The sequence below is a fragment of the Hydrogenobaculum sp. Y04AAS1 genome, assembly GCF_000020785.1.
Classification (GTDB): domain Bacteria; phylum Aquificota; class Aquificia; order Aquificales; family Aquificaceae; genus Hydrogenobaculum.
The window spans coordinates 559456-579064 of sequence record NC_011126.1 but is presented as its reverse complement, the minus strand read 5'-3'; the positions used below and the strand labels follow the sequence as shown (position 1 = coordinate 579064).

Annotated in this window: 18 protein-coding genes and 2 tRNA genes; 2 read left to right on the top strand and 18 right to left on the bottom strand. The window is 34.6% G+C overall.

Translation table 11 applies throughout. The annotated features are described in order from the left end of the window. Positions 1–23: 23 nt before the first annotated feature. The 8 genes from HY04AAS1_RS03235 to tyrS all read right to left on the bottom strand — a co-directional run bounded on the left by HY04AAS1_RS03235 (position 24) and on the right by tyrS (position 7345). The gene (locus HY04AAS1_RS03235) at positions 24–755 is read right to left on the bottom strand and encodes a Crp/Fnr family transcriptional regulator (RefSeq protein WP_012513687.1); all 732 of its coding nucleotides are present in this window, start codon (positions 753–755) and stop codon (positions 24–26) included. Positions 756–807: 52 nt separating this feature from the next. Further along, positions 808–1947, bottom strand: a complete 1140-nt coding sequence (locus HY04AAS1_RS03230; protein ID WP_012513686.1) for an acetoin utilization protein AcuC — start codon at positions 1945–1947, stop codon at positions 808–810. A gap of 28 nt (positions 1948–1975) precedes the next feature. Next, positions 1976–2803 (bottom strand): DsbC family protein, encoded by an 828-nt coding sequence (locus HY04AAS1_RS03225; RefSeq protein WP_012513685.1) that lies wholly within the window; start codon positions 2801–2803, stop codon positions 1976–1978. Positions 2804–2866: 63 nt separating this feature from the next. Beyond that, complete coding sequence (gene lpxC, locus HY04AAS1_RS03220; RefSeq protein ID WP_012513684.1) at positions 2867–3742, bottom strand: UDP-3-O-acyl-N-acetylglucosamine deacetylase; 876 nt, start codon at positions 3740–3742, stop codon at positions 2867–2869. Between the two features lie 19 nt (positions 3743–3761). Next, entirely contained in the window at positions 3762–4448 is a 687-nt protein-coding gene (locus HY04AAS1_RS03215) for a uroporphyrinogen-III synthase (protein ID WP_012513683.1), read from the bottom strand. After that, positions 4441–4860 (bottom strand): transcription antitermination factor NusB, encoded by a 420-nt coding sequence (gene nusB, locus HY04AAS1_RS03210; RefSeq protein ID WP_012513682.1) that lies wholly within the window; start codon positions 4858–4860, stop codon positions 4441–4443. Before nusB ends, HY04AAS1_RS03215 begins: the two co-directional genes overlap by 8 nt. Further along, positions 4860–6170 carry a nucleotide sugar dehydrogenase gene (locus HY04AAS1_RS03205; protein ID WP_012513681.1) on the bottom strand — a complete coding sequence of 437 codons (1311 nt, stop codon included), beginning with the start codon at positions 6168–6170 and terminating at the stop codon, positions 4860–4862. The genes nusB and HY04AAS1_RS03205 overlap by 1 nt, the downstream gene beginning before the upstream one ends. Continuing rightward, positions 6167–7345 (bottom strand): tyrosine--tRNA ligase, encoded by a 1179-nt coding sequence (gene tyrS / locus HY04AAS1_RS03200; protein WP_012513680.1) that lies wholly within the window; start codon positions 7343–7345, stop codon positions 6167–6169. Before tyrS ends, HY04AAS1_RS03205 begins: the two co-directional genes overlap by 4 nt. A gap of 52 nt (positions 7346–7397) precedes the next feature. Here tyrS and HY04AAS1_RS03195 point away from each other — a divergent pair. Then, positions 7398–7471: transfer RNA gene (locus tag HY04AAS1_RS03195), tRNA-Arg, on the top strand. A 9-nt stretch (positions 7472–7480) separates the two neighbouring features. On the opposite strand, the gene bamA is transcribed toward HY04AAS1_RS03195, so the two are convergent. Genes bamA through oadA form a run of 6 tightly spaced genes read right to left on the bottom strand, consistent with a single transcriptional unit; the run spans position 7481 to position 15569 of the window. Then, positions 7481–9808 (bottom strand): outer membrane protein assembly factor BamA, encoded by a 2328-nt coding sequence (bamA, locus tag HY04AAS1_RS03190; protein WP_012513679.1) that lies wholly within the window; start codon positions 9806–9808, stop codon positions 7481–7483. Next, positions 9808–11508, bottom strand: coding sequence for an FAD-dependent oxidoreductase (locus HY04AAS1_RS03185; RefSeq protein ID WP_012513678.1), 1701 nt, complete (start codon positions 11506–11508; stop codon positions 9808–9810). Before HY04AAS1_RS03185 ends, bamA begins: the two co-directional genes overlap by 1 nt. 29 nt (positions 11509–11537) lie before the next feature. After that, entirely contained in the window at positions 11538–12353 is an 816-nt protein-coding gene (locus HY04AAS1_RS03180) for a flagellar motor protein MotB (RefSeq protein ID WP_012513677.1), read from the bottom strand. 5 nt (positions 12354–12358) lie between these two features. After that, entirely contained in the window at positions 12359–13093 is a 735-nt protein-coding gene (locus tag HY04AAS1_RS03175) for a MotA/TolQ/ExbB proton channel family protein (RefSeq protein ID WP_012513676.1), read from the bottom strand. Between the two features lie 9 nt (positions 13094–13102). Next, positions 13103–13717, bottom strand: a complete 615-nt coding sequence (hisG, locus tag HY04AAS1_RS03170) for an ATP phosphoribosyltransferase (RefSeq protein ID WP_012513675.1) — start codon at positions 13715–13717, stop codon at positions 13103–13105. Continuing rightward, positions 13710–15569, bottom strand: coding sequence for a sodium-extruding oxaloacetate decarboxylase subunit alpha (gene oadA, locus HY04AAS1_RS03165; protein ID WP_012513674.1), 1860 nt, complete (start codon positions 15567–15569; stop codon positions 13710–13712). Before oadA ends, hisG begins: the two co-directional genes overlap by 8 nt. Before the next feature lie 37 nt (positions 15570–15606). On the opposite strand from oadA, the gene HY04AAS1_RS03160 reads away from it, so the two are divergent. After that, positions 15607–17034, top strand: coding sequence for a chloride channel protein (locus tag HY04AAS1_RS03160; RefSeq protein ID WP_012513673.1), 1428 nt, complete (start codon positions 15607–15609; stop codon positions 17032–17034). Here HY04AAS1_RS03160 and HY04AAS1_RS03155 read toward each other — a convergent pair. The 4 genes from HY04AAS1_RS03155 to thrC form a co-directional block, all read right to left on the bottom strand. Continuing rightward, positions 17035–17107 (bottom strand) — tRNA-Val (locus HY04AAS1_RS03155). It lies immediately after the preceding gene. Between the two features lie 12 nt (positions 17108–17119). After that, on the bottom strand, positions 17120–17419 hold the full coding sequence (flgM, locus tag HY04AAS1_RS03150) for a flagellar biosynthesis anti-sigma factor FlgM (protein ID WP_012513672.1): 300 nt from the start codon (positions 17417–17419) through the stop codon (positions 17120–17122). A gap of 41 nt (positions 17420–17460) precedes the next feature. After that, positions 17461–18237 (bottom strand): YhjD/YihY/BrkB family envelope integrity protein, encoded by a 777-nt coding sequence (locus tag HY04AAS1_RS03145; RefSeq protein ID WP_012513671.1) that lies wholly within the window; start codon positions 18235–18237, stop codon positions 17461–17463. Positions 18238–18341: 104 nt separating this feature from the next. Continuing rightward, positions 18342–19580, bottom strand: a complete 1239-nt coding sequence (gene thrC / locus HY04AAS1_RS03140; RefSeq protein WP_012513669.1) for a threonine synthase — start codon at positions 19578–19580, stop codon at positions 18342–18344. Positions 19581–19609 lie beyond the last annotated feature (29 nt).

Below are 19609 nucleotides of genomic sequence, written 5' to 3'. Positions count from 1 at the left end.
GTTTTACCCTTATAATATTTAGCTTATATCATGAGCCTTTCTAATTCTCTTTTCTTAAGTATCTCTATATAGCCTCTTTCCGTATGTATTATGCCTTCTTTTTTCCATTTACTCATAATACGTATGGCTGTTTCTACGGTAGTACCTGTCATTTCTGCTATATCTTGACGGGTTATAGGTATTTCTATTGATATTTTACCACCTTCTTTTTCTTCACCTACGGACTTTGCCAGATCTAATATCACTCTTGCTATGCGCTCTTCTACTCTGCCAGAAGCTATGGATTTTAATATATCGTAAGCGTATAAAAGATTATGGGTAGCGTCACAAGTTACTTTTACAGCAAAAGCTGGATACTTGATAGCTAAATTTATAAAGTCTTGGTTTGAAAGGTATAAAACAGATGATTCTGTCATAGATTGAGCTGTGTATGTAGTTTTTATTTTTGACTTTATATTTGACCCACCCCACTCAATCCATCCAAAGGTATCTTTTGGAAATACGAGCCTTACTATAATTGTACGGCCGTCCTGGGTTTCTTTTATGAGCTTAACTATACCATCCATCAATATAAAAAGTCCAGGTTCAGATTCCTCTTCAAAGAATATATATTCGTTTTTTCTATATTCTCTCATATTTAGAAGACTTGCTACTTCTTTTATTTCGTCGTTAGACATATTCTCAAACATGCTAACGCTTTTCAGAAACTTTATTTTCTGATCTATGGTGCTCTTAGGCTTTTCCATTGTTTCCATACATACCTCCAAAAATAATATAAATTAGTGATATAACCATATGATTATACCATCATATATTAAATTTATGCAAAGAAAATATTTTTTCAAGATATTCTTTTATGGTAATATCTCCCCCTCGTGGTTCATCGAGTATGCTGGTATATATTTGTGGTTCCATGATCTCGTCAAAATCTTCATAATCTATAGATTCTAAAAGCATTTTTGCTTCTTTTGTAACTTTTATAGATTTTACATCGATACCTTCTAAATGAAGCCATATTAAAGACCATGCTCTGGCAAGGCTTATTGGATTGTATCCACCGCCTCCAAGCAATATAAATTTTTTTGTGTATTGTTTTATAATATCTATTGCTTTTATATAAATGTTGTTTGATAGATTGAATTTCGATAGATAATCTTCTTTTACAGCATCAACACCCATTTGCACTACAAAAACATCCGGGGTAAATTTTTTTGTGGCTATTTCAATGGCTTTTTCTAAAGCATGCAAGAAATCGTTATCGTTAATCTCCTTTGGAAGAGGTATATTCATATTAAAACCAAAACCTTCACCTTCTCCTAGTTCATCTGCATATCCAACATGGAAAGGAAAAGCATACTCTGGAGATTGATGCAAGCTTATTAAAAACACATCGGCGCTGTTATAAAAAGCTTCTTGAACACCATCTGGATGATGAGCATCTAAATCTATATACATTATCTTCTTAAAACCATGTTTTTGTAGATGCAATATGCTTATAACTGGATCGTTTAAAAAACAAAAACCGTTTGCCCGTGATTTCATTGCGTGATGCATTCCACCTGCTGGATTAAATGCTACAATTTCATTCTCTGTTTTATAGTTTTTAATATAAAATTCTACGGCTTGGACGCTAGAGCCAGTTGCCAATAAAGATCCTTTCCACATGCCCGCTGATACAGGATTTTCTATAGTTCCTATGGCATATTTTTCTCTTATATAATTGGTTGCTTTCATCATTCTATCTGCTTCTATAAGAGCGTCTATATAATCTTTTGTGTGGAAAATAAGCAACTCTTCTATAGACGCATCCCTTCCTTCTAGATAATCAACATCAAAACCAAGTGCCTTAAGGTAATTTATCATAAGGGAAACCCTAGGCACCCTCAAGGGATGGTTTTTAGGATATCTTAGTTCTTTATACTTTTCACTAGCTATTAAAATATTCACACTGTAAAAAGCCTAAAAATAAAATGATTTATTTACCTAACCATTGGTCTAACTGTTTTTCACTACTTGGGGCTCCTGGGTGCATTTTACCATCCATGCCTATAATAGTGGGTGTGCCTTGCACTCCAAGTTTCATAGCTTCTTGCATAGAGTTTTTGATAAAAGCATCTCCTTCTGGACATTGAGATAGCGGTGCTTTTGCGTTGTAAGCAGCGTGTAGGCTGTTCCATCCTTTTTTGTTGCACCAAAGCCCTACAGCGGATTGGAAAGCCCCTGGATGTATTGGTAGCGGGAAAAGTATAACTCTTACTTCTACGCCATTTTTATCTGCCCATTTTTGTATGAGAGGTTCCGCCTCATGGCAGAATGGGCACTTAGGATCAGTGATTAGATATATGTATTTGTCTGCTGGTGGTGGATTTGTGCCGAAATAAGATTTCCCTTTGTAATAACTAAAAGCTACATACTGATTTAGTCCTGATTCTTCATTTTTGCTTACTTTTAAAAACTGGTTCATAGTTTCTTGTGTAAGATTTTGCTTTGTAATAGCGTTTAGAAGCTGACCAGCTATAAAATAGTTTCCTTTTGGATCCGTATATATTACATTTGGTGGTCCATCGTTTATTTTTATAACTACTTCACAAAGACCTTTTATTTGTTTTAAAGGTTTTTCTGCTACTACTTGGACTTTTGCTCCAGGCGGTGTAAAATGCTCTACGTTTGCAACTATAGTGTTGTTAGATGGGCATTTTGTAGTTTGAAGTTTACTACAAGCACCTAAACCGATGCCAAAGATAGCTACTGCAAGCAACAAACTTGGCTTAAAAAGTTTAGCTTTTTTAAATTCAATATTCATAATTACCTCCACGCAATATTATATTAGTATATCATGAAATTTATGTGATTATCTAAAAGTGTTTTATGAAGCTGTTTTTGTTGTTTCTAATAGATGTTCAGATACTTTTATATGTTTTATGGCTTCTTTTACAAATTCAATGTTTAATCTATGTCCACCCATGTAAGAATATATGTTTGCTGAAAATCTTACACCAGTTAAATATAAATCTCCTATTAAGTCTAGGACTTTATGGCTTACAGGCTCATGAGAGTGCCTTAGCCCCTCTTTATTTAACACACCTGTATCTGTAAGGACTATGTTATTTTCTAAAGAGCCACCTTTCCCAAGGCCTAACTTTCTAAGTTTTTCTATGTCTTCTATATGACAAAACGTTCTAGCGCTTATGAGCTTTCTATCTATGTGTGGTTTTTCCAATTCGGAGTTGTAATTATAAATTTGATGCTTCAGAAAATTTCCAAAAAATCCTTCAAATATAATAGATAAACTTTTTTGTGGTTTTGCCATTATATATTTGTCGCCATCTGAAACTCTTACAATATTTGAAAGATGGCCAAAATATTTAGGAGTATCTTGAGCCACTTTGTATTTTTCTAAAAGCTTAAAAAATTCACAAGCGCTACCATCCATAATAGGGGATTCTTCAGAATTTACAAACTCCACTATTATATTGTCTATATCTGCTAAATATAAGGCTGCCATTATATGTTCTATGGTTCTAAAAGTTGCTATGCCGTTTCCTATAGATGTTGAATTTGAAGTATCTACTACATTTTCTACATGAGCTTTTACTTTATAAGCATTCCTCATAAAGATTATGCCTGTATTTTCTTCTGCTGGGTGGAACTTTACCTTCGATATTGCACCTGAGTGTATGCCTATGCCCTCTATTGTAAAAGAATCAGATATGGTATTTTGCAAAAAGCATTCGTTTCTCATATAAAATTATATGAGCAAATTATGTGCCAATAGATGATATATATTTTGCTATAGATTCTACGCTTGGTTTCTGGGGGACGTAAGTCACTTGAAATCCTTCATTTTTTATAGCATCTGCCGTAGTGTTTCCTATAGCAAATATGTCTTTTTCGTTTAAAATATATTTGTAATTTTGCAAATTTTTTAAAAGCCCTAAAAAAGCTGAAGGACTAGCAAAAAATACTCCATTTACTGCCTTAAGAGTCTCTAGTACTTTTCTTAATTCGTAAATCTTATGCTTAGTTTTGTAGGCTTCTAATATGAAAATATCTTTGTTTTTTACCATATTTTTTATATCTTCTGGAAGCTCGAAGTCTGTCCTTATCCAAAGAGTTTTACAGTTTACTATAGGTAGTATTTCTTTTATTGAATCTCTAGCAATTAAGTTTTTTGTGTTGTAAAATCCCAAGAAATACTCTTTAGTTTTTTCTCCTACAATATATACATTAATTTTTGCATTTTTGCAAATATGTAAATTTTTAAAAAATATTTCTACAGCTTTTCTGCTGCTAAAGATTATACAATCAAAGTCAAAGTCTTTTAACTCAAACTCTTTGGGTATTGTTTCTATCATAGGTAAGCTGATAGTATTTATATTGTAAGAAGAGAATATTTTTTTAGATTCTAAGTTTTTCTCTTCTTCTCTTGTGAGAAGCAGCTTATACATTGTAGATATCTTTTGATAGCTTGGAGAGAATACCATTTATAAAAGAAGGCGTTTTTTTATTACCGTAGTTGCTTGCAATTTCTATATAATCTATTATGGCTTGTATGTTTTTTTTAGGTTTTATGTAAAGAAGTTCTGTAAAAGCAGTTCTTAAAATAGCCTTTTCTATGCTACCTAAATCATCAAGATTCCAGTTTTCAAGATAAGAGGCTATTTTCTTGTCTATATTTTCTATATTCTCTCCAAACTTTTTCGTTATTAGTAGCGTGTATTTTTGGCTATCTTTTTTAAGTGGCGGTTTGCTCATGTTTATAATTTCTTGAGATATAATAGATATTTCTCCTCCACTTATATCCCAAGCGTAAAGGCTTCTAAATGCTATTTCTCGTGCTCTTGCTCTTATGTCTTTCATTATAAGCTCCAATAAAGAAAGCCATTTTTTAAGAAAACATCTTTGTTGTATAAGTTTTTTATGTCTATCAAAATTTTTGGGCTTTTAGTAATATTTTCGTAAAATCTTATATCGTATTCCCCAAAAGCGTTGTGTTTTACCGCTACAATTACAGCATCGTAAGGTGCCTCTTCGTAAGGGTCTTGTAAAAGTTCTATACCATATTCTTTAAAAACTTCATCCCTGTATACGTACGGGTCGTATATGTATGTATTTATACCAAAATCTTTAAGTTCGTTGTATATATCTACTACTTTTGAGTTTCTTATGTCTGGAATGTTTTCTTTAAAAGAGAGCCCAAATATGATTATTTTTGAGGATTCTATCTGTTTTTTTGCTTTTATTAAAAGCTTTAAAACGTTTTGCACTACAAAGTTTGGCATGTCGTCGTTTACTCTTCTACCAGAAAGAATTACCTCTGGATGGTGGCCTAACTCTTGAGCCTTGAATGTTAGATAGTAAGGGTCTACGCTGATACAGTGTCCTCCTACTAAACCTGGTTCAAATTTGAGAAAGTTCCATTTGGTAGCAGCGGCTTCTAACACATCCTTTGTATCTATACCCATTTTATGAAAGATCATCGATAGTTCGTTCATAAGTGCAATGTTTATATCTCGTTGAGTATTTTCTATAACTTTAGCGGCTTCTGCAACTTTTATAGATTTTGCTTTAAATATTCCAGCTTTTACAACCTTAGAGTATATTCCACTTATTATGTTAAGGCTATATTCGCTGTCTCCAGAAACTACTTTTACTATATTTTCAAACCTATGTATTTTATCACCAGGATTTATGCGTTCTGGTGAATAGCCCACAAAGAAATCTTTTTTCCATTTAAGCCCTGATTCTTTTTCTAAAATAGGTACACATTCTTCTTCCGTTAGACCAGGATATACTGTAGATTCATACACCACTATACTGTCTTTTTGTAAATTTCTACCAACTATAACAGATGCACTAAATATAGGTTTTAGGTCTGGTACTTTGTGTTTATCTATAGGCGTTGGTACTGTGATGATAATAAATTTACATTTTTTTATATACTCTTCGTTGTCCGTAAAAAGTATGTTGCTATTTAGAAGTTCTTCAGAAGTGGTTTCCTTTGTTCTGTCTATACCTAATTTTAGTTCGTTTATCCTTATTTGGTTTATATCAAAACCTATTACGTTAAAGTGTTTTGCAAACGTTACAGCCAATGGAAGCCCTACATATCCAAGCCCTACTACGCATATTGACTCTTGTTTGTTTATAAAATCTTCTATGTTTATCATGCTTTTTTGATTATTGCAAAATGTTTTTTACCTACTTGTACTCTTAGCTCATTTTCAACAACTATTTCTTTGTTTGGATCTGTTATCTTTTCTCCGTTTATTCTCAATCCTCCACCAGATATTATCCTTCTTGCTTCGTTGTTTGATGTTGCAAAACCTATCTTTACTATAAGTTCGTAAGCTTTTAAAGAATCTTTATCAGAAAAGCTAAATACTGGTGCGTCCTTCGGAAACTCTTTTTGAGAAAAAGTAGATTCAAAAAATTCCTTTGCTTCTTTGGCCTTTTCCTCTGAATGAAATCTTGATACAATGATGTATGCAAGCTGCTTTTTAGCTTCCATAGGATGCATCGCTTTTATCTTTTCTATCTCATCTGGGGTCTTATCGGTGAGTAAAGTATAATAGTCGTACATAAGTTCATCAGATATACTCATAATTTTTCCAAACATATCCTTAGGATCATCCTTTAGTGCTATATAGTTTCCATAGCTTTTTGACATCTTCTTTACACCGTCTATTCCCACTAAAAGCGGCATAGTAATACAAACTTGTTTTTCTAAGCCGTAATCCTTTTGAAGTTCCCTTCCTACAAGCAAATTAAACTTTTGATCAGACCCTCCTATTTCTATATCTGCTTTTAGTATTACAGAGTCGTATCCTTGAAAAAGTGGATATAAAAACTCATGAATGTGTATAGGAGAGCCTTCTTTATAGCGCTTTTGAAAATCATCACGCTCTAACATTCTTGCTACTGTATATTTTGAAGCAAGGTTGACTATATCTTTTGTTGTCATAGTGGATAGCCACTCGCTGTTGTATAAAATTTTTGTTTTATCTTTATCTAAAATCTTAAAAACTTGCTCTTGATATGTTTTTGCATTTTCTAAAACTTCTTCTTTAGAAAGAGGGGGTCTTGTTTCGTTTCTGCCGGTTGGGTCTCCTATCATTGCTGTAAAATCACCTATTAAAAATATTATTTCATGCCCTAAATTTTGAAAGTCTCTTAATTTTTGAAGCAAAACCGTGTGCCCTAAATGCAAATCTTTTGCTGTAGGGTCAAAACCTGCTTTTACTACAAGCGGCTTCCCCTTTTTTAACTTTTCTATAAGCTCTTCTTTCTCTATAATTTCTACAGTCCCTTTTTGTATAATCTCCAATTGTTTCTGTATATCCATGGTTATATATTATACCTGTTTTTGGCTTTTAATATGCTATAATATGTTATTAGCCCTGGTAGCTCAATTGGATAGAGCATGGGACTACGGATCCCAAGGTTGCGGGTTCGACTCCTGCCCAGGGCGTATAATATCTTAGAAAAACGATCCAAGCACAAAAGATATTTTTTCTCTTGCGGTATCTCCTGGAACCGGCTTTGTTTTAAAAGCAAGGTCGAGTCTCACTGGCGCATAAGAGGTTATAAATCTTATACCTACACCATAGCTTCCAAGCCATTTGCTTGGTCTTAGACCAGACCAAGAATCTGCACCTCTACCAGTATCGTAAAAGGCATCTACGTAAAAAATATTTTTGTATAAAGGATAATCTGCTTCAAAGTTTAGTACAATTTCCCTTGTAGCACCTATTGGTTCATCTGCTGAGTCAAGAGGACCAGCGTAACCATAGCTATAACCTCTTATCGTATAGTCACCACCTACAAAGAACTCATCGTCTAAAGGTACAACCGAATTGGAATATGCTTGAGCCCAACCAATAGTCTCTCTTGCCGAGAATATTGTACCAGTATAGAATATATGGTCTTTTATAAAGTTTGCGTTTGAAAGCACTATTTTTTGGAATTTTTCACTACCACCAAGCACCGGTAAAGCGATTGTGTATGTTAAAGATTGAATAGATCCCTTTGAAGGGAATAAATAGTAGTTTGTGGTGTTGTGAGAAACCGAAAATATTAACTTTCTTGCTTGCCAAGTGCCTGCTTGTGATTGGATTACCGGCGGAGTCGAAGATGATATATCAGAATATGTTACTTTTTGTATGCTCGAGCCTAAGCTTGCATACCAATATTCACCAAACTCTTTTGTAAAGGTTAAGTCAAAGCCAACTCTTTGAACGGTGTAGTCTATATAGTAGATCTTTGTATCGTATAGTGATCCAGTTACATCTATTGGTTTGTTAAACAACCATTTATGGGTATAACTTATTGAATCGTTTTCGTAGTTTGCACCGTAAGATAAGGATATGCCGGCTATATCGCCAGTACCTAGGAAATTACCTTTTCTAATGGACGCAAATCCGGCTAGACCAGTTACCTGGTTGTAGCCAAGACCCACTGAGAACTGGCCTGTATACCTTTCTTGGATTTTTGTATATATATCGTCAAAATTATCTGGTTTTGGTACAGGCACTATTTGTACGTTGTCATAGTAGCCTAAGTTCATTATACGGTCCTTTGATCTACTTAGTTCGTGTCTTGTGATAAGGTCGTACTCTTGGACCCTCATTTCTCTTCTTATAACATAGTCTCTCGTTTCATAATTTCCTCGTATATGGATTTTACCAGCGTATACTGGACCACCTTCATAAACATGAAAAAATAAGTTAACAGTTTTATTTTTAAAATTTGTTTCCTTTTTTACGCTGGTGTATTCGTTGATGAAACCTGTCTTGCCATATTTGTCAAATATTCTTTTTTCTATAAGCTTTATTATAGATTTTTTATAATATCTCTTGCTATCTCTGTGTTGTATTATCTTATCCAATAGCTCACTTTCAGAATACATTTTGTTTCCTTTGAAAACTATTTTGCCTATTTTATATCTCGAACCTTCGTGTATTTTTATTGTTATATTTACCCAGTGTCCATGCTTTTTAATAATAGGTTTGTCTATTTGAACTTCAAAAAAACCTTCATTTTCATAAAATTTTTTCAGTCTTTTTATATCATCCATGAGTATATGTTTGTTGAAGGGGGGGTGCCATCTAAAAGCTAATAGACTAAAGGGTTGCGTTTTCATATGATCTAAAAGTCTACCGTCGCTAAAAGTCTTGTTACCTATAAAATGAATATCATCTACATAGGTAGGCTTTGTTTCCTTTATGTAAAATACTAATCTTGATGCCCCTTTAACGGGTATTATCTTATAGGTTACACCCACATGAGAGTATCCGGCTTCTTCATAGGCTTTTTTGATACGGTTTATAAGCTCGTGGATTTGTTCTTCGCTTAGGACTTTTCCTAATTGGAATTGTTTTATAATTTCTATCTTTTCATTTATGCTGGAAGACGGCGTTAAACCTCTAGTGGCTTGATTTAAACCAAATTTTCCTACCTCTGTTTCTATGCCAAGCTTTTTGGCAAGATCCTTGGAGCTTAGTCTTTTGTTGCCTTTAAATTCTATACGATATATAATTGGCAAATCTTGTACAATATATATAAGTTTTACATGATCGTCCTTTTTTATTTCTTTTACTGCTATATTTTTGAAATATCCAGTTTCATATAATCTTTTTATGTCTTCGTCCAGCATGGTTTGCGAAAATTGCATGCCTGGATGAAGTTTCATGAATCCCTTAACAAGACCCGACTGTATATACTTATTTCCAACAACTTCTATTTTTGATATAGTTTGGGAAAAACCAAGCGATACTAACAGCAATATAAATAAAAATACTTTCTTCATCAGTACTTTCTCTCCTCCAGTTTATAAATGCTTGTATCTACCTCTTTGTAGCTTAAGCTAAGCTCACCATTTTTATATTGTACCAGCGAATGTTTTAAAAAATTCTCATCGTCTCTTTCTTTGTAATCTTCTCTCCAATGCCCACCTCTTGATTCTCTTCTGTTTAAAGCGCATAAAGCTACCGCTCTTGATAATTCAAGCATATTTCTTAACTCTAAAAGCTCAATAAGATTTGTATTAAATATTCTCGATTTGTCTGAGACTGGTATATAATGCCACATATCCAATAGTTTTGTGAGTTCTTTATAAGCTTCTTTCAAAGAGCTTTCTGTCCTAAATATACCCATGTTAAACCATGTTATTTCCCCCATTTTATTTCTTACCTCATACAATTTAACATTTCCTTCTCTTTGCATCAAAGAGTTTACATAAGCTTCAGCTTTTGTTGTAGGGTTTCTATTTGAAAAATCGAAATCTTTTGCATATTCACGTGCATATTCACCAGCATATTTGCCAAACACCACAAGCTCAGTAAGGGAATTACCTCCTAACCTGTTTGCACCATGTACTGATACGCAAGCACACTCTCCTATAGCTAAAAGTCCTTTTACGCTGGTTTGGGAGCTTTTAAAATCAACAACATCTATACCACCCATGCAATAATGAGCTGTGGGTCTTATAGGTATAGGAGCTTTTACAGGGTCTACGCCTTCAAAATCGATGGCTAATTGCCTTACCTGAGGTAATCGTTCATTTATTTTTTCTTCTCCCAAATGTCTTAAATCTAAATACACATACGCAGATGTTCCTTCTCCTACACCAAGCCCGCTCTTTATTTCAAGCTCTATCGATCTTGATACTATATCTCTCGGAGCTAGTTCCATTTTATTTGGAGAATATTTCTCCATAAACCTTTCGCCTTTAACATTTAAAAGGTATCCACCTTCTCCTCTTGAAGCTTCTGAAAGCAGTATACCAGTTTTGGCAAGACCCGTTGGGTGAAATTGGATAAACTCTATATCTTTTAAAGCTATACCTTTTCTAAGCGCTATAGCTTGCAGATCTCCTGTGTTGCCTGAGGCATTTGTGCTTCTATGCCAATATATTCTTGCAAAGCCACCACCTGCTAATATTAAAACCTTCGTCTTTATATACAATACACTTGAATCTTTTATGTTTAAAAGCTCAACACCCTCTATTTTTTCATTTTCTATATCTAAATCGAGCAAAAAATACTCGTTGAAAAAGTCTATATTTTCTTTTGACATTGCCTGTTCAAATAGTGTATGTAGAAGTACGTGACCTGTTCTATCTGCGGAATAAACAGTTCTTGGAAAAGATGCTCCCCCAAAAGGTCTTTGTGCTATTTTACCGTCGATTGTCCTTGAAAATGGAACACCCATTCTATCTAACTCGTATATCATGTCTGGGGCATTCTTGCACATAAACAAGACAGCTTGCTGGTCTGCTAAAAAATCGGCACCTTTTGTGGTATCAAAAGCATGTTTTTCTGGTGAATCGTTTGGATCAGCTACTCCTATGCTGGCGTTCATACCACCTTGAGCAGCACCGGTATGAGATCTTGTTGGAAAAACTTTAGAAACAATTGCTATTTTTATGTTTTTATCTTTAGAAGCTTCTATGGCAGCCATTAATCCAGCACCGCCACCGCCTATTATAACTATATCGTACTTTAGCATATAAATATTATATATGAAAAACCAAAAATTTACTGAGATTGGTTATTGGGATTTTGAGCATTTGGGATGATACCCCATTTTCTTTCTATTTGCTCCCATTTGTTGTTTGGATTTTCATATTGTGCGAGCGTAGTAAGCTCACTTCCTTTTATATTCAATATGGTTATTTCAACCCTTCTGTTCATAGCTTTATTTTGCGGTGTTGTATTTGGCACCAATGGGTGATACTTGCCATACCCAGCTATCTTTATCTTTGATGGATCAAAACCTTTAAATATGAAGTACTTAGCAACGGAAGCCGCTCTATCGGTAGATAGTTCCCAGTTTGAGGGAAATGTAAGTGTATGTATGGGAGTGTTGTCGGTAAAACCATCTATTTCTATGGGATTTGGCAAGCTTGAAATTATTTTGTATATAGAATCTAGCAATGAGTAATACTTAGGATCTATATCAGCGCTCCCGCTTTTAAATAGTACAGTGTCTTGAAGTATAAGTTTAATACCCTGAGGTACAAGTTTAACTTTGAACTTACCTTCTAGGCCTTGTTTTTTTAACATTTGCTCTATTCTCTTCAATTGCATGTTTATATATTGACCCTTTTGGGTTAATTGAATCTTTGGAAGTGCTGGTTGTGGTAATATTTGTGACGGTAATGTTTGCTCAAATGGGAGTATTCTCATGCCCATAGCTTTTGCAAAAGCCTCTGCATATATTGGTATAGCTTTAGACCCTCTCATTATTGCATATAAAGAAATGAAAAGAGCTAAAAGAAGTGTTAAAAAATCAGCGTATGGTATAGCCCATCTTTCAGAGGCTTCTTCCGGACATTTATGTTTTTTAGCCATATTTGTCACGCATAAGCATTAAGCTTTTCTTCTATAAGTCTTGGGTTTTCACCTTTTGCTATAAGCCTGATACCCTCTATTGTCATATAACCAGCCATAACTATCATTTCAAGTTTTGTCTTTGATTTTCTACCCCATGGTCCAAAAATAAGATAAGAGCTAGCAATACCATAAATGGTAGCCACAAAGGCTGTTGATATACCTTCAGCTAATTTATTTGGATCGTTGAGTTCTGTTAAGGCGTGCATCAATCCAAAAACAGCCCCGGTTAGACCCATAGTAGGTGAAGTTTCTGAGCAAGTTTTCCAATATTCTACTCCTATTTTTAACTCTTCCTCTTCTTTTGTAAGTTCTGCTTCTAATATAGAAACTATTGACTCTTCCTCCATGCCAAGCACCATAAGCTCAACACCTCGTTTTATAAGAGGGTCTTTTATTTCGTCTATACTGGACTCAAGACTCAATATACCCTCTTTACGAGCCTTGCTAGCTATTTCTAATATCTCTTCTTTTGTTTTTTCTGGGTTTACTATGCTTCCACTAAAGACCATTTTTAGAGCTTTTATTATATAGCCTATTTTGCCGGCTGGTACGGAACCAAGCACCCCTAAAAGAGTAGATGGTATTACTATTAAAAAAGCAGGAGGTTGTATTAAAATTGCAAGATGAGTCCCATCTAAAAAAGCTCCTAACAAAAGTGAACCAAAAGCCAAAAAACCTATAATAGAGAATATGTCCATACACTACACCTAAATATCGGATAATTTATCCAATATTTTAAATATATCATATTTTTTTATTCTAAAAGCTACTTTGTTACATATTATCTTTGCATGTGAATCGAATATTTTTTCCATCACTATGAGACCATTTTCTTTTAAGGTCTTCCCCGTTTGAGTTATATCAACTATATAATCGCTTAGTCCTATTATGGGAGCTATTTCTACTGAACCGTTTAATTTTATAATGTTTATAGAAACGTCTTTACCTTCAAAGAAGCTCCTGGCTATATTTACATACTTTGTAGCAACTTTTGTAAAATGAAGTATTTTGTAGTCTCCAAGTTTTTCTGGCTTTCCGGCCACTACCATACTACATTTACCTATGTTTTTCAAATCTAAAATTTCATATATCTCTTTTGGTTCTTCTTTTAACACATCTAATCCCACCACTCCTATATCTGCCGCTCCTTGCTCTACATATGTCGCTACATCCGATGGTTTTACTATTAAAAATCTGAAGTAATCTATATCAACTATCAGCTTTCTGCTTTCTTCAATTTTGCTAGGTATCAGGCTTTTACTAAGAAATAATTCCGATACTTCTTCTAGCAGTCTTCCTTTTGGTATTGCTATTTTAAGCATCAAATTCTGGTTTTAGCCTTATGAGCACTTCACCGGGATTTATAACCTCTCCTATTTCTACCAGAATTTCCTCTACTTGTCCGTCTATGGTGCTTTTTATCTCATTTTCCATCTTCATGGCTTCTACTATTAAAAGCGTATCACCTTCTTTTACCTTATCGCCTATACTTACCTTTATATCCACAACCTTACCTGAAATGTTTGAAGATATATCACCTATGTCTTGAGCTTTTGGTCTTTTTGGTTTTACAGATGTCCCTTCTGGTATATCAACGCTGCTGGACTTTTGTTGGGAAACTGTTATTTCTCTAATCGGCTCAATGGTAACCTCTTCTAATTGATCGTTTATTCTTATGAAGAAGAGCTTTCTATCTTTTGACATCCCTTCTCTGCCAACTATTTTTATGTTAAACTGCTCACCGTGTACGGCTACGTTAAATTCCACGGGTACATTTTCGTTGCAATCGCTATAAGTATACTCTATTTCTTTCTGCACCAAACCTTTTTCAAACTTTTCTCGCCATTCAAAAAACTCTTTAGCTACTACTGGTAATATAGCATAAGAAAGTACGTCTTCTTCGTTTCTTGCACCTGCGTCGTAGGCTTCTTTTCTTATTTCATCTAACTCGTTTTGAAGAAGATCGGCTGGTCTTATATCAAAATAGACTTTATCTTTTTCGTCTTTTAATATCAATTCCATAATTTCCGGTTTGATAGGGGCTGGTGGTTTTCCATATAAACCTTTCACATAGTCTTTTATTTCTTTAGTGACAACCTTATATCTTTCTTTATTTACTATATTTAGAAAAGCTTGAGACCCCACCATTTGGCTTGTGGGCGTCACAAGAGGAGGATACCCTAAGTCTTCCCTAACTCTAGCTACCTCTTTCAACACTTCTTCCAATTTATCTTCTAAATTTTGTTCTTTAAGCTGGCTTATAAAGTTGCTAATCATACCACCAGGTACTTGGTGTGTTAATACGGATACGTCTGGATAAGGAGGCAGTGTGTCGTATTTTTTATACTTTTTTCTAACCTCTCTAAAAACATTGCCAGCTTCTTCATAGAGTGCTTGGTCTACATCTATTTGATAGCCAAATTCCTTAAAAACATGTATCATTGTTTCTCCAGATGGATGGGAAGTCTGAGATGATAAGCTATAAAAAGCCGTATCAAACATAGTTGCTCCAGCTTCTAAAGCTTTAAGCTGAGACATATTTGCAAGTTCTGCAGTGGTCTGCGTATGTATATGTATAGGAAGCTTAAATTCTTGTTTTAGAGCTTTTACCAAATCAAAAGCCATTTTTGGAGTTAGTATGCCAGATTGGTCTTTTATAGAAATTATATCTATACCCATATTTACTAAATCTTTTGCTATTTTTACGTAGTATTCGACGGTATGGACTGGGCTTGTTGTATACGATAATACCCCTTTTACTATAGCATTTAAGCTTTTGCCGGTTTCTATGGCTTTTCTCATGTTTCTAACATCGTTTAATGCGTCAAAAATTCTAAAAACTTCTACTCCATTGTCGTAGGATTTTTTAACAAAAGCCTCCACAACGTCGTCTGGATAATTCCTATAGCCTACGATATTTTGACCTCTTAACAACATTTCAAGTTTAGTATTTTTTGTGATGTTTTTAAATTGTTTTAAACGTTCCCATGGATCTTCTTTTAGGTACCTAAGACATACATCAAATGTAGCGCCGCCCCAAACTTCCAAAGACCAAAATCCGCATTTATCCAAAATTTCTAACGCAGGAAGCATATCCTCTGTTCGTACTCTCGTGGCTAAAAGACTCTGGATACCGTCTCTTAGGCTAACATCGGTAAAATATAATTTCTCCATATCACTATTATACACTAAAATGGTAAAATAATTTTTTATGGTTGAAAAGCTAAAGACCTATTGGGAAAAATTTTTGGATTTTATTACATTACACCATGAAGTGCCCATTCACATGTTGCTGTTGTCATTTCTAACAGGGTTGTTGGGTGGTATAGGTGCTATTGTTTTTAGATCTATGATAGCATTCTTTCATAATCTTTTTTTTTATCAGAGGATAGATATTTTTTATAATGCCGATAAACATAGTTTACCAAGTCCCCTTGGTTGGTTTGTGATGTTTATACCGCCTTTGGCCGGTATGATAGTAGTTTACATAGTCCAAAACTACGCTATAGAAGCAAAGGGTTTTGGGACACCAGAAGTTTTACATGCGATTTACTATAGAAAAGGTAAATTAAGGCCTAGGATAATAGGGGCAAGGATATTGGCTTCTTCGATATCAATTGGCGCTGGTGGGTCTGTGGGTAGAGAAGGTCCGATAGTACAAATAGGTGGTGTAATAGGTTCCACGCTAGGACAAATATTTAAATTAGAATACTGGCAGATATATACACTTATAGCTTCTGGTGCTGGTGGTGGCATAGGGGCTGCTTTCAACACTCCTTTGGCAGGTGTGGTTTATGCTTTGGAGGTAATATCACCAGAGGCTAGCGTAAGAACCATAATACCAGCTATAATATCTGCTGGAGTTGCAAGCTATGTTGGTAGACTTTGGTGGGGCAATAAACCCTCTTTTATAGTAGAAAATACTAAATTTATAATACCTTCTCTACAGGCCCTACCTCTTGAGGCTATAGCATTTTATATACTTTTAGGTATCTTGGTTGGTATAGGAGGGGCTATGTACGTATATTGGATATATTATTCTGAGACGGTTTTTGTAAAAATCTCTAAAAACCCTTACATAAGGCATTTTGTCGGTATGACTATAGTTGGTTTTTGTGCTGTTATGTTTATGCATTTTACTGGACATTACTACGTACAGGGCATAGGCTATGCTACCGTTCAAGACGTGCTAAACCAAGCTATAAAAAATGCCTGGTTTTTAATATTTTTATTCTTCATGAAGCTTCTCTTAACTGGAGTTTCTCTTGGCTCTGGCGGCTCTGGCGGTGTGTTTTCTCCTGGTATTTTTATGGGTGCTACGTTGGGTGGGGGTGTTGGGCTTTTAGCTAAGCAAATAGATCCACACATTCCAATTAATATGGTATCGTCTGGTGTAGTTGGCATTGCAGCGATGCTAAGTTCTACGGTAAGCGCTCCTATTACCGCTGTGGTTATGAGTTTTGAAATGACACGAGACTACAGGGTTATTGTGCCTTCTATGATAGCATCGGGTGTAGCTTTTGGTGTAAGGCGTATGATTATACATTATAGCATAGATACATTTAAACTAGAAAAACAAGGTTTTCATATACCAGAAACATATGTAAGAGTTTTAGATTATCCGAATGATTCCCAATAATGGGCGATACAGGGCTCGAACCTGCGACCTCCACCGTGTGAGGATGGCGCTCTCCCAACTGAGCTAATCGCCCTTGGGATATTAACTAAAAGTATTTTAACAAACCTTCTACTATTTTGTTGGTATCTATCTCATAAGAACCATTAGCAATTTTGGCTTTTATCTCTTCAATCTTCTTTGACATATCTTTTATATTTTCGTCGGAGTTTGAATTTATATTTTTAGCTATAGATGATAGTTCTACTTTGTAAGCCTGCTCACTGTTTTCTTGGGGTGTAACCTCTTCGTTTACAACACTACTGCTTTGTTTTTGTAATTTATCTTTCTTTGCAATAGAAGTATCTAGCCCAGCGTTTCTAGTGATATCTCCTTCTATCCTACTCATATAACACCTCTATATAAATATCGGAATATATTTAAGATATTTTAATATAAATTGTTTGCAAGGCTTTTATGAATATAAAACAAAGCTCTGGCTCCCAAGAGCAAGGATGCCATTAACCAATCTATCCATATCAAGAAAGCTATTATTAACCAAAGCGATGCGTAAACTATGCTTTTAATAAGTAAGTGTGATATGTATACTGTTATTATATATTTTAAAAGCAACAAAGCTAAGGATTCTACAGCGGATACTGCAAGTACATAAATTTTACGAATATTCTTGCTTTGTATAAAAATGCTATATACAGAATAAAAAAATACTGTAAAAAACAGTAAATAGCTGAGATTTTTAGTAAATTCCAAAGGTAGATTAAGATGTTTGAACATCAAGCTTATATAAAACAAATAAACAGAACCACCAGTAAATACTACAACAAAAAACATTAGGTACAAGAAATACATAACCTCTATGCGTTTTGCCTCTTTTTTATCCCACATCAACGCTATGGCATAATCTAAATCTTTTATAAATCCAGTAGAAAAATATAGAGATACCAAAGCTCCTATAATACCTGCTTTTAACCTCTTTTGCTCTAAATAGGATATGTCTTTTATTATTTTATTTGTAAAATCTGGGAACACAGCGCTAAAGTGATATATATAATTGTCTATTTTATTTTCTAAAAACATATGCAGAAAAAAACCAGCCCCAAGTATAAGGGGTACTATTGACATTATAAAACTAAAAGACAAAGCACCGGCATGATAAAGTATTTTTAATCTAAAAAAGTCTAATACAAAGTTTATTAGGTTTTTCACATACTTAAAATGCCGCTGCGAGTAGAACTATGATACCAGCCACTATAACTCCAAGTACTACTATTGTGGTAACGAGGTCAAAAGCACCCATTCCTTTTTCCATATCAAGCTCCTTTAGTCCTTTTGAGGACTACCTCTTTAAATTCCTTAAGCGTTGGATTTATATGTATCGTCTCGTTTAATTTTCCTTCCAATACTTCCATAGTCTTATAGCCATTACCAGTTATATATGCTACTACAATTTCATCTGGCTTGAAGTGCCCTTGCTGAGCTAATTTCTTCAATACAGCTATAGTGGTACCGCCCGCTGTTTCTGTAAATATCCCTTCTGTTTGAGCTAAAAGCTTCATACCTTCTATTATTTCATTGTCATCGGCTGTTTCCCATGTGCCACCAGTTTTTCTTACCACATCAAGAGCATAAATACCATCTGCCGGATTTCCTATGGCTATTGATTTTGCTATGGTATTTGGTTTTACTGGTTTTACAAAATCAAGCCCTTCTTTAAAAGCTTGGGCTATCGGTGAACATCCTAGGGCTTGAGCCCCGTATACCCTAGTGTTATATTTGTCTATCAAACCTACTTTGTAAAATTCCTCTATACCCTTATAAATCTTTGTTAAAAGGGAGCCACTTGCCGCTGGAGTTACTATAGCATCTGGAGCTATCCACCCAAGTTGCTCTATAGTTTCAAAAGCAAGGGTTTTTGAACCTTCTGCATAGTATGGTCTTATATTTATATTTACAAAAGCCCATCCTAAATCGTTGGCAATTTCTGAGCATAGCCTGTTTACATCGTCGTAATTTCCATTTACTGCCACCACTGTAGGATTGAAAACAAGACTACCGATAATTTTTTGGGATTCAAGATTTGCAGGTATAAAAACGTAGCAATTTAGATCTGATTGAGCGCAATGAGCTGCTACAGAATTTGCCAAATTACCGGTGGATGCGCAAGCCCCGGTATCAAAACCAAATTCTTTTGCTTTGGATAAAGCTACAGATACAACTCTATCTTTAAAAGAAAGTGTTGGATGGTTTACCGAATCATCTTTTATATATAAATTGTTAAGACCAAGTATTTTTCCAAGTTTATCTGCTTTTTTAAGAGGGGTAAAGCCTGCTGTTAGCCCAACGGTAGGATTTTCTACAGGTAACAAATCTATGTATCTCCATAAACTTTTTGGACCTTTTGATATGTTTTCTTTGTTTATTGTGCTTTTAATATAATCATAATCATAATTTACTTCCAAAGGACCAAAACAAAACTCACAAACGTGTATTGGTTCTATAGGATATTCACGCTTGCATTCTCTACATTTTAGTCCTTTGAGTTTTGCCATTTCCTAAAAACCTCCAAAATGTAATAAGT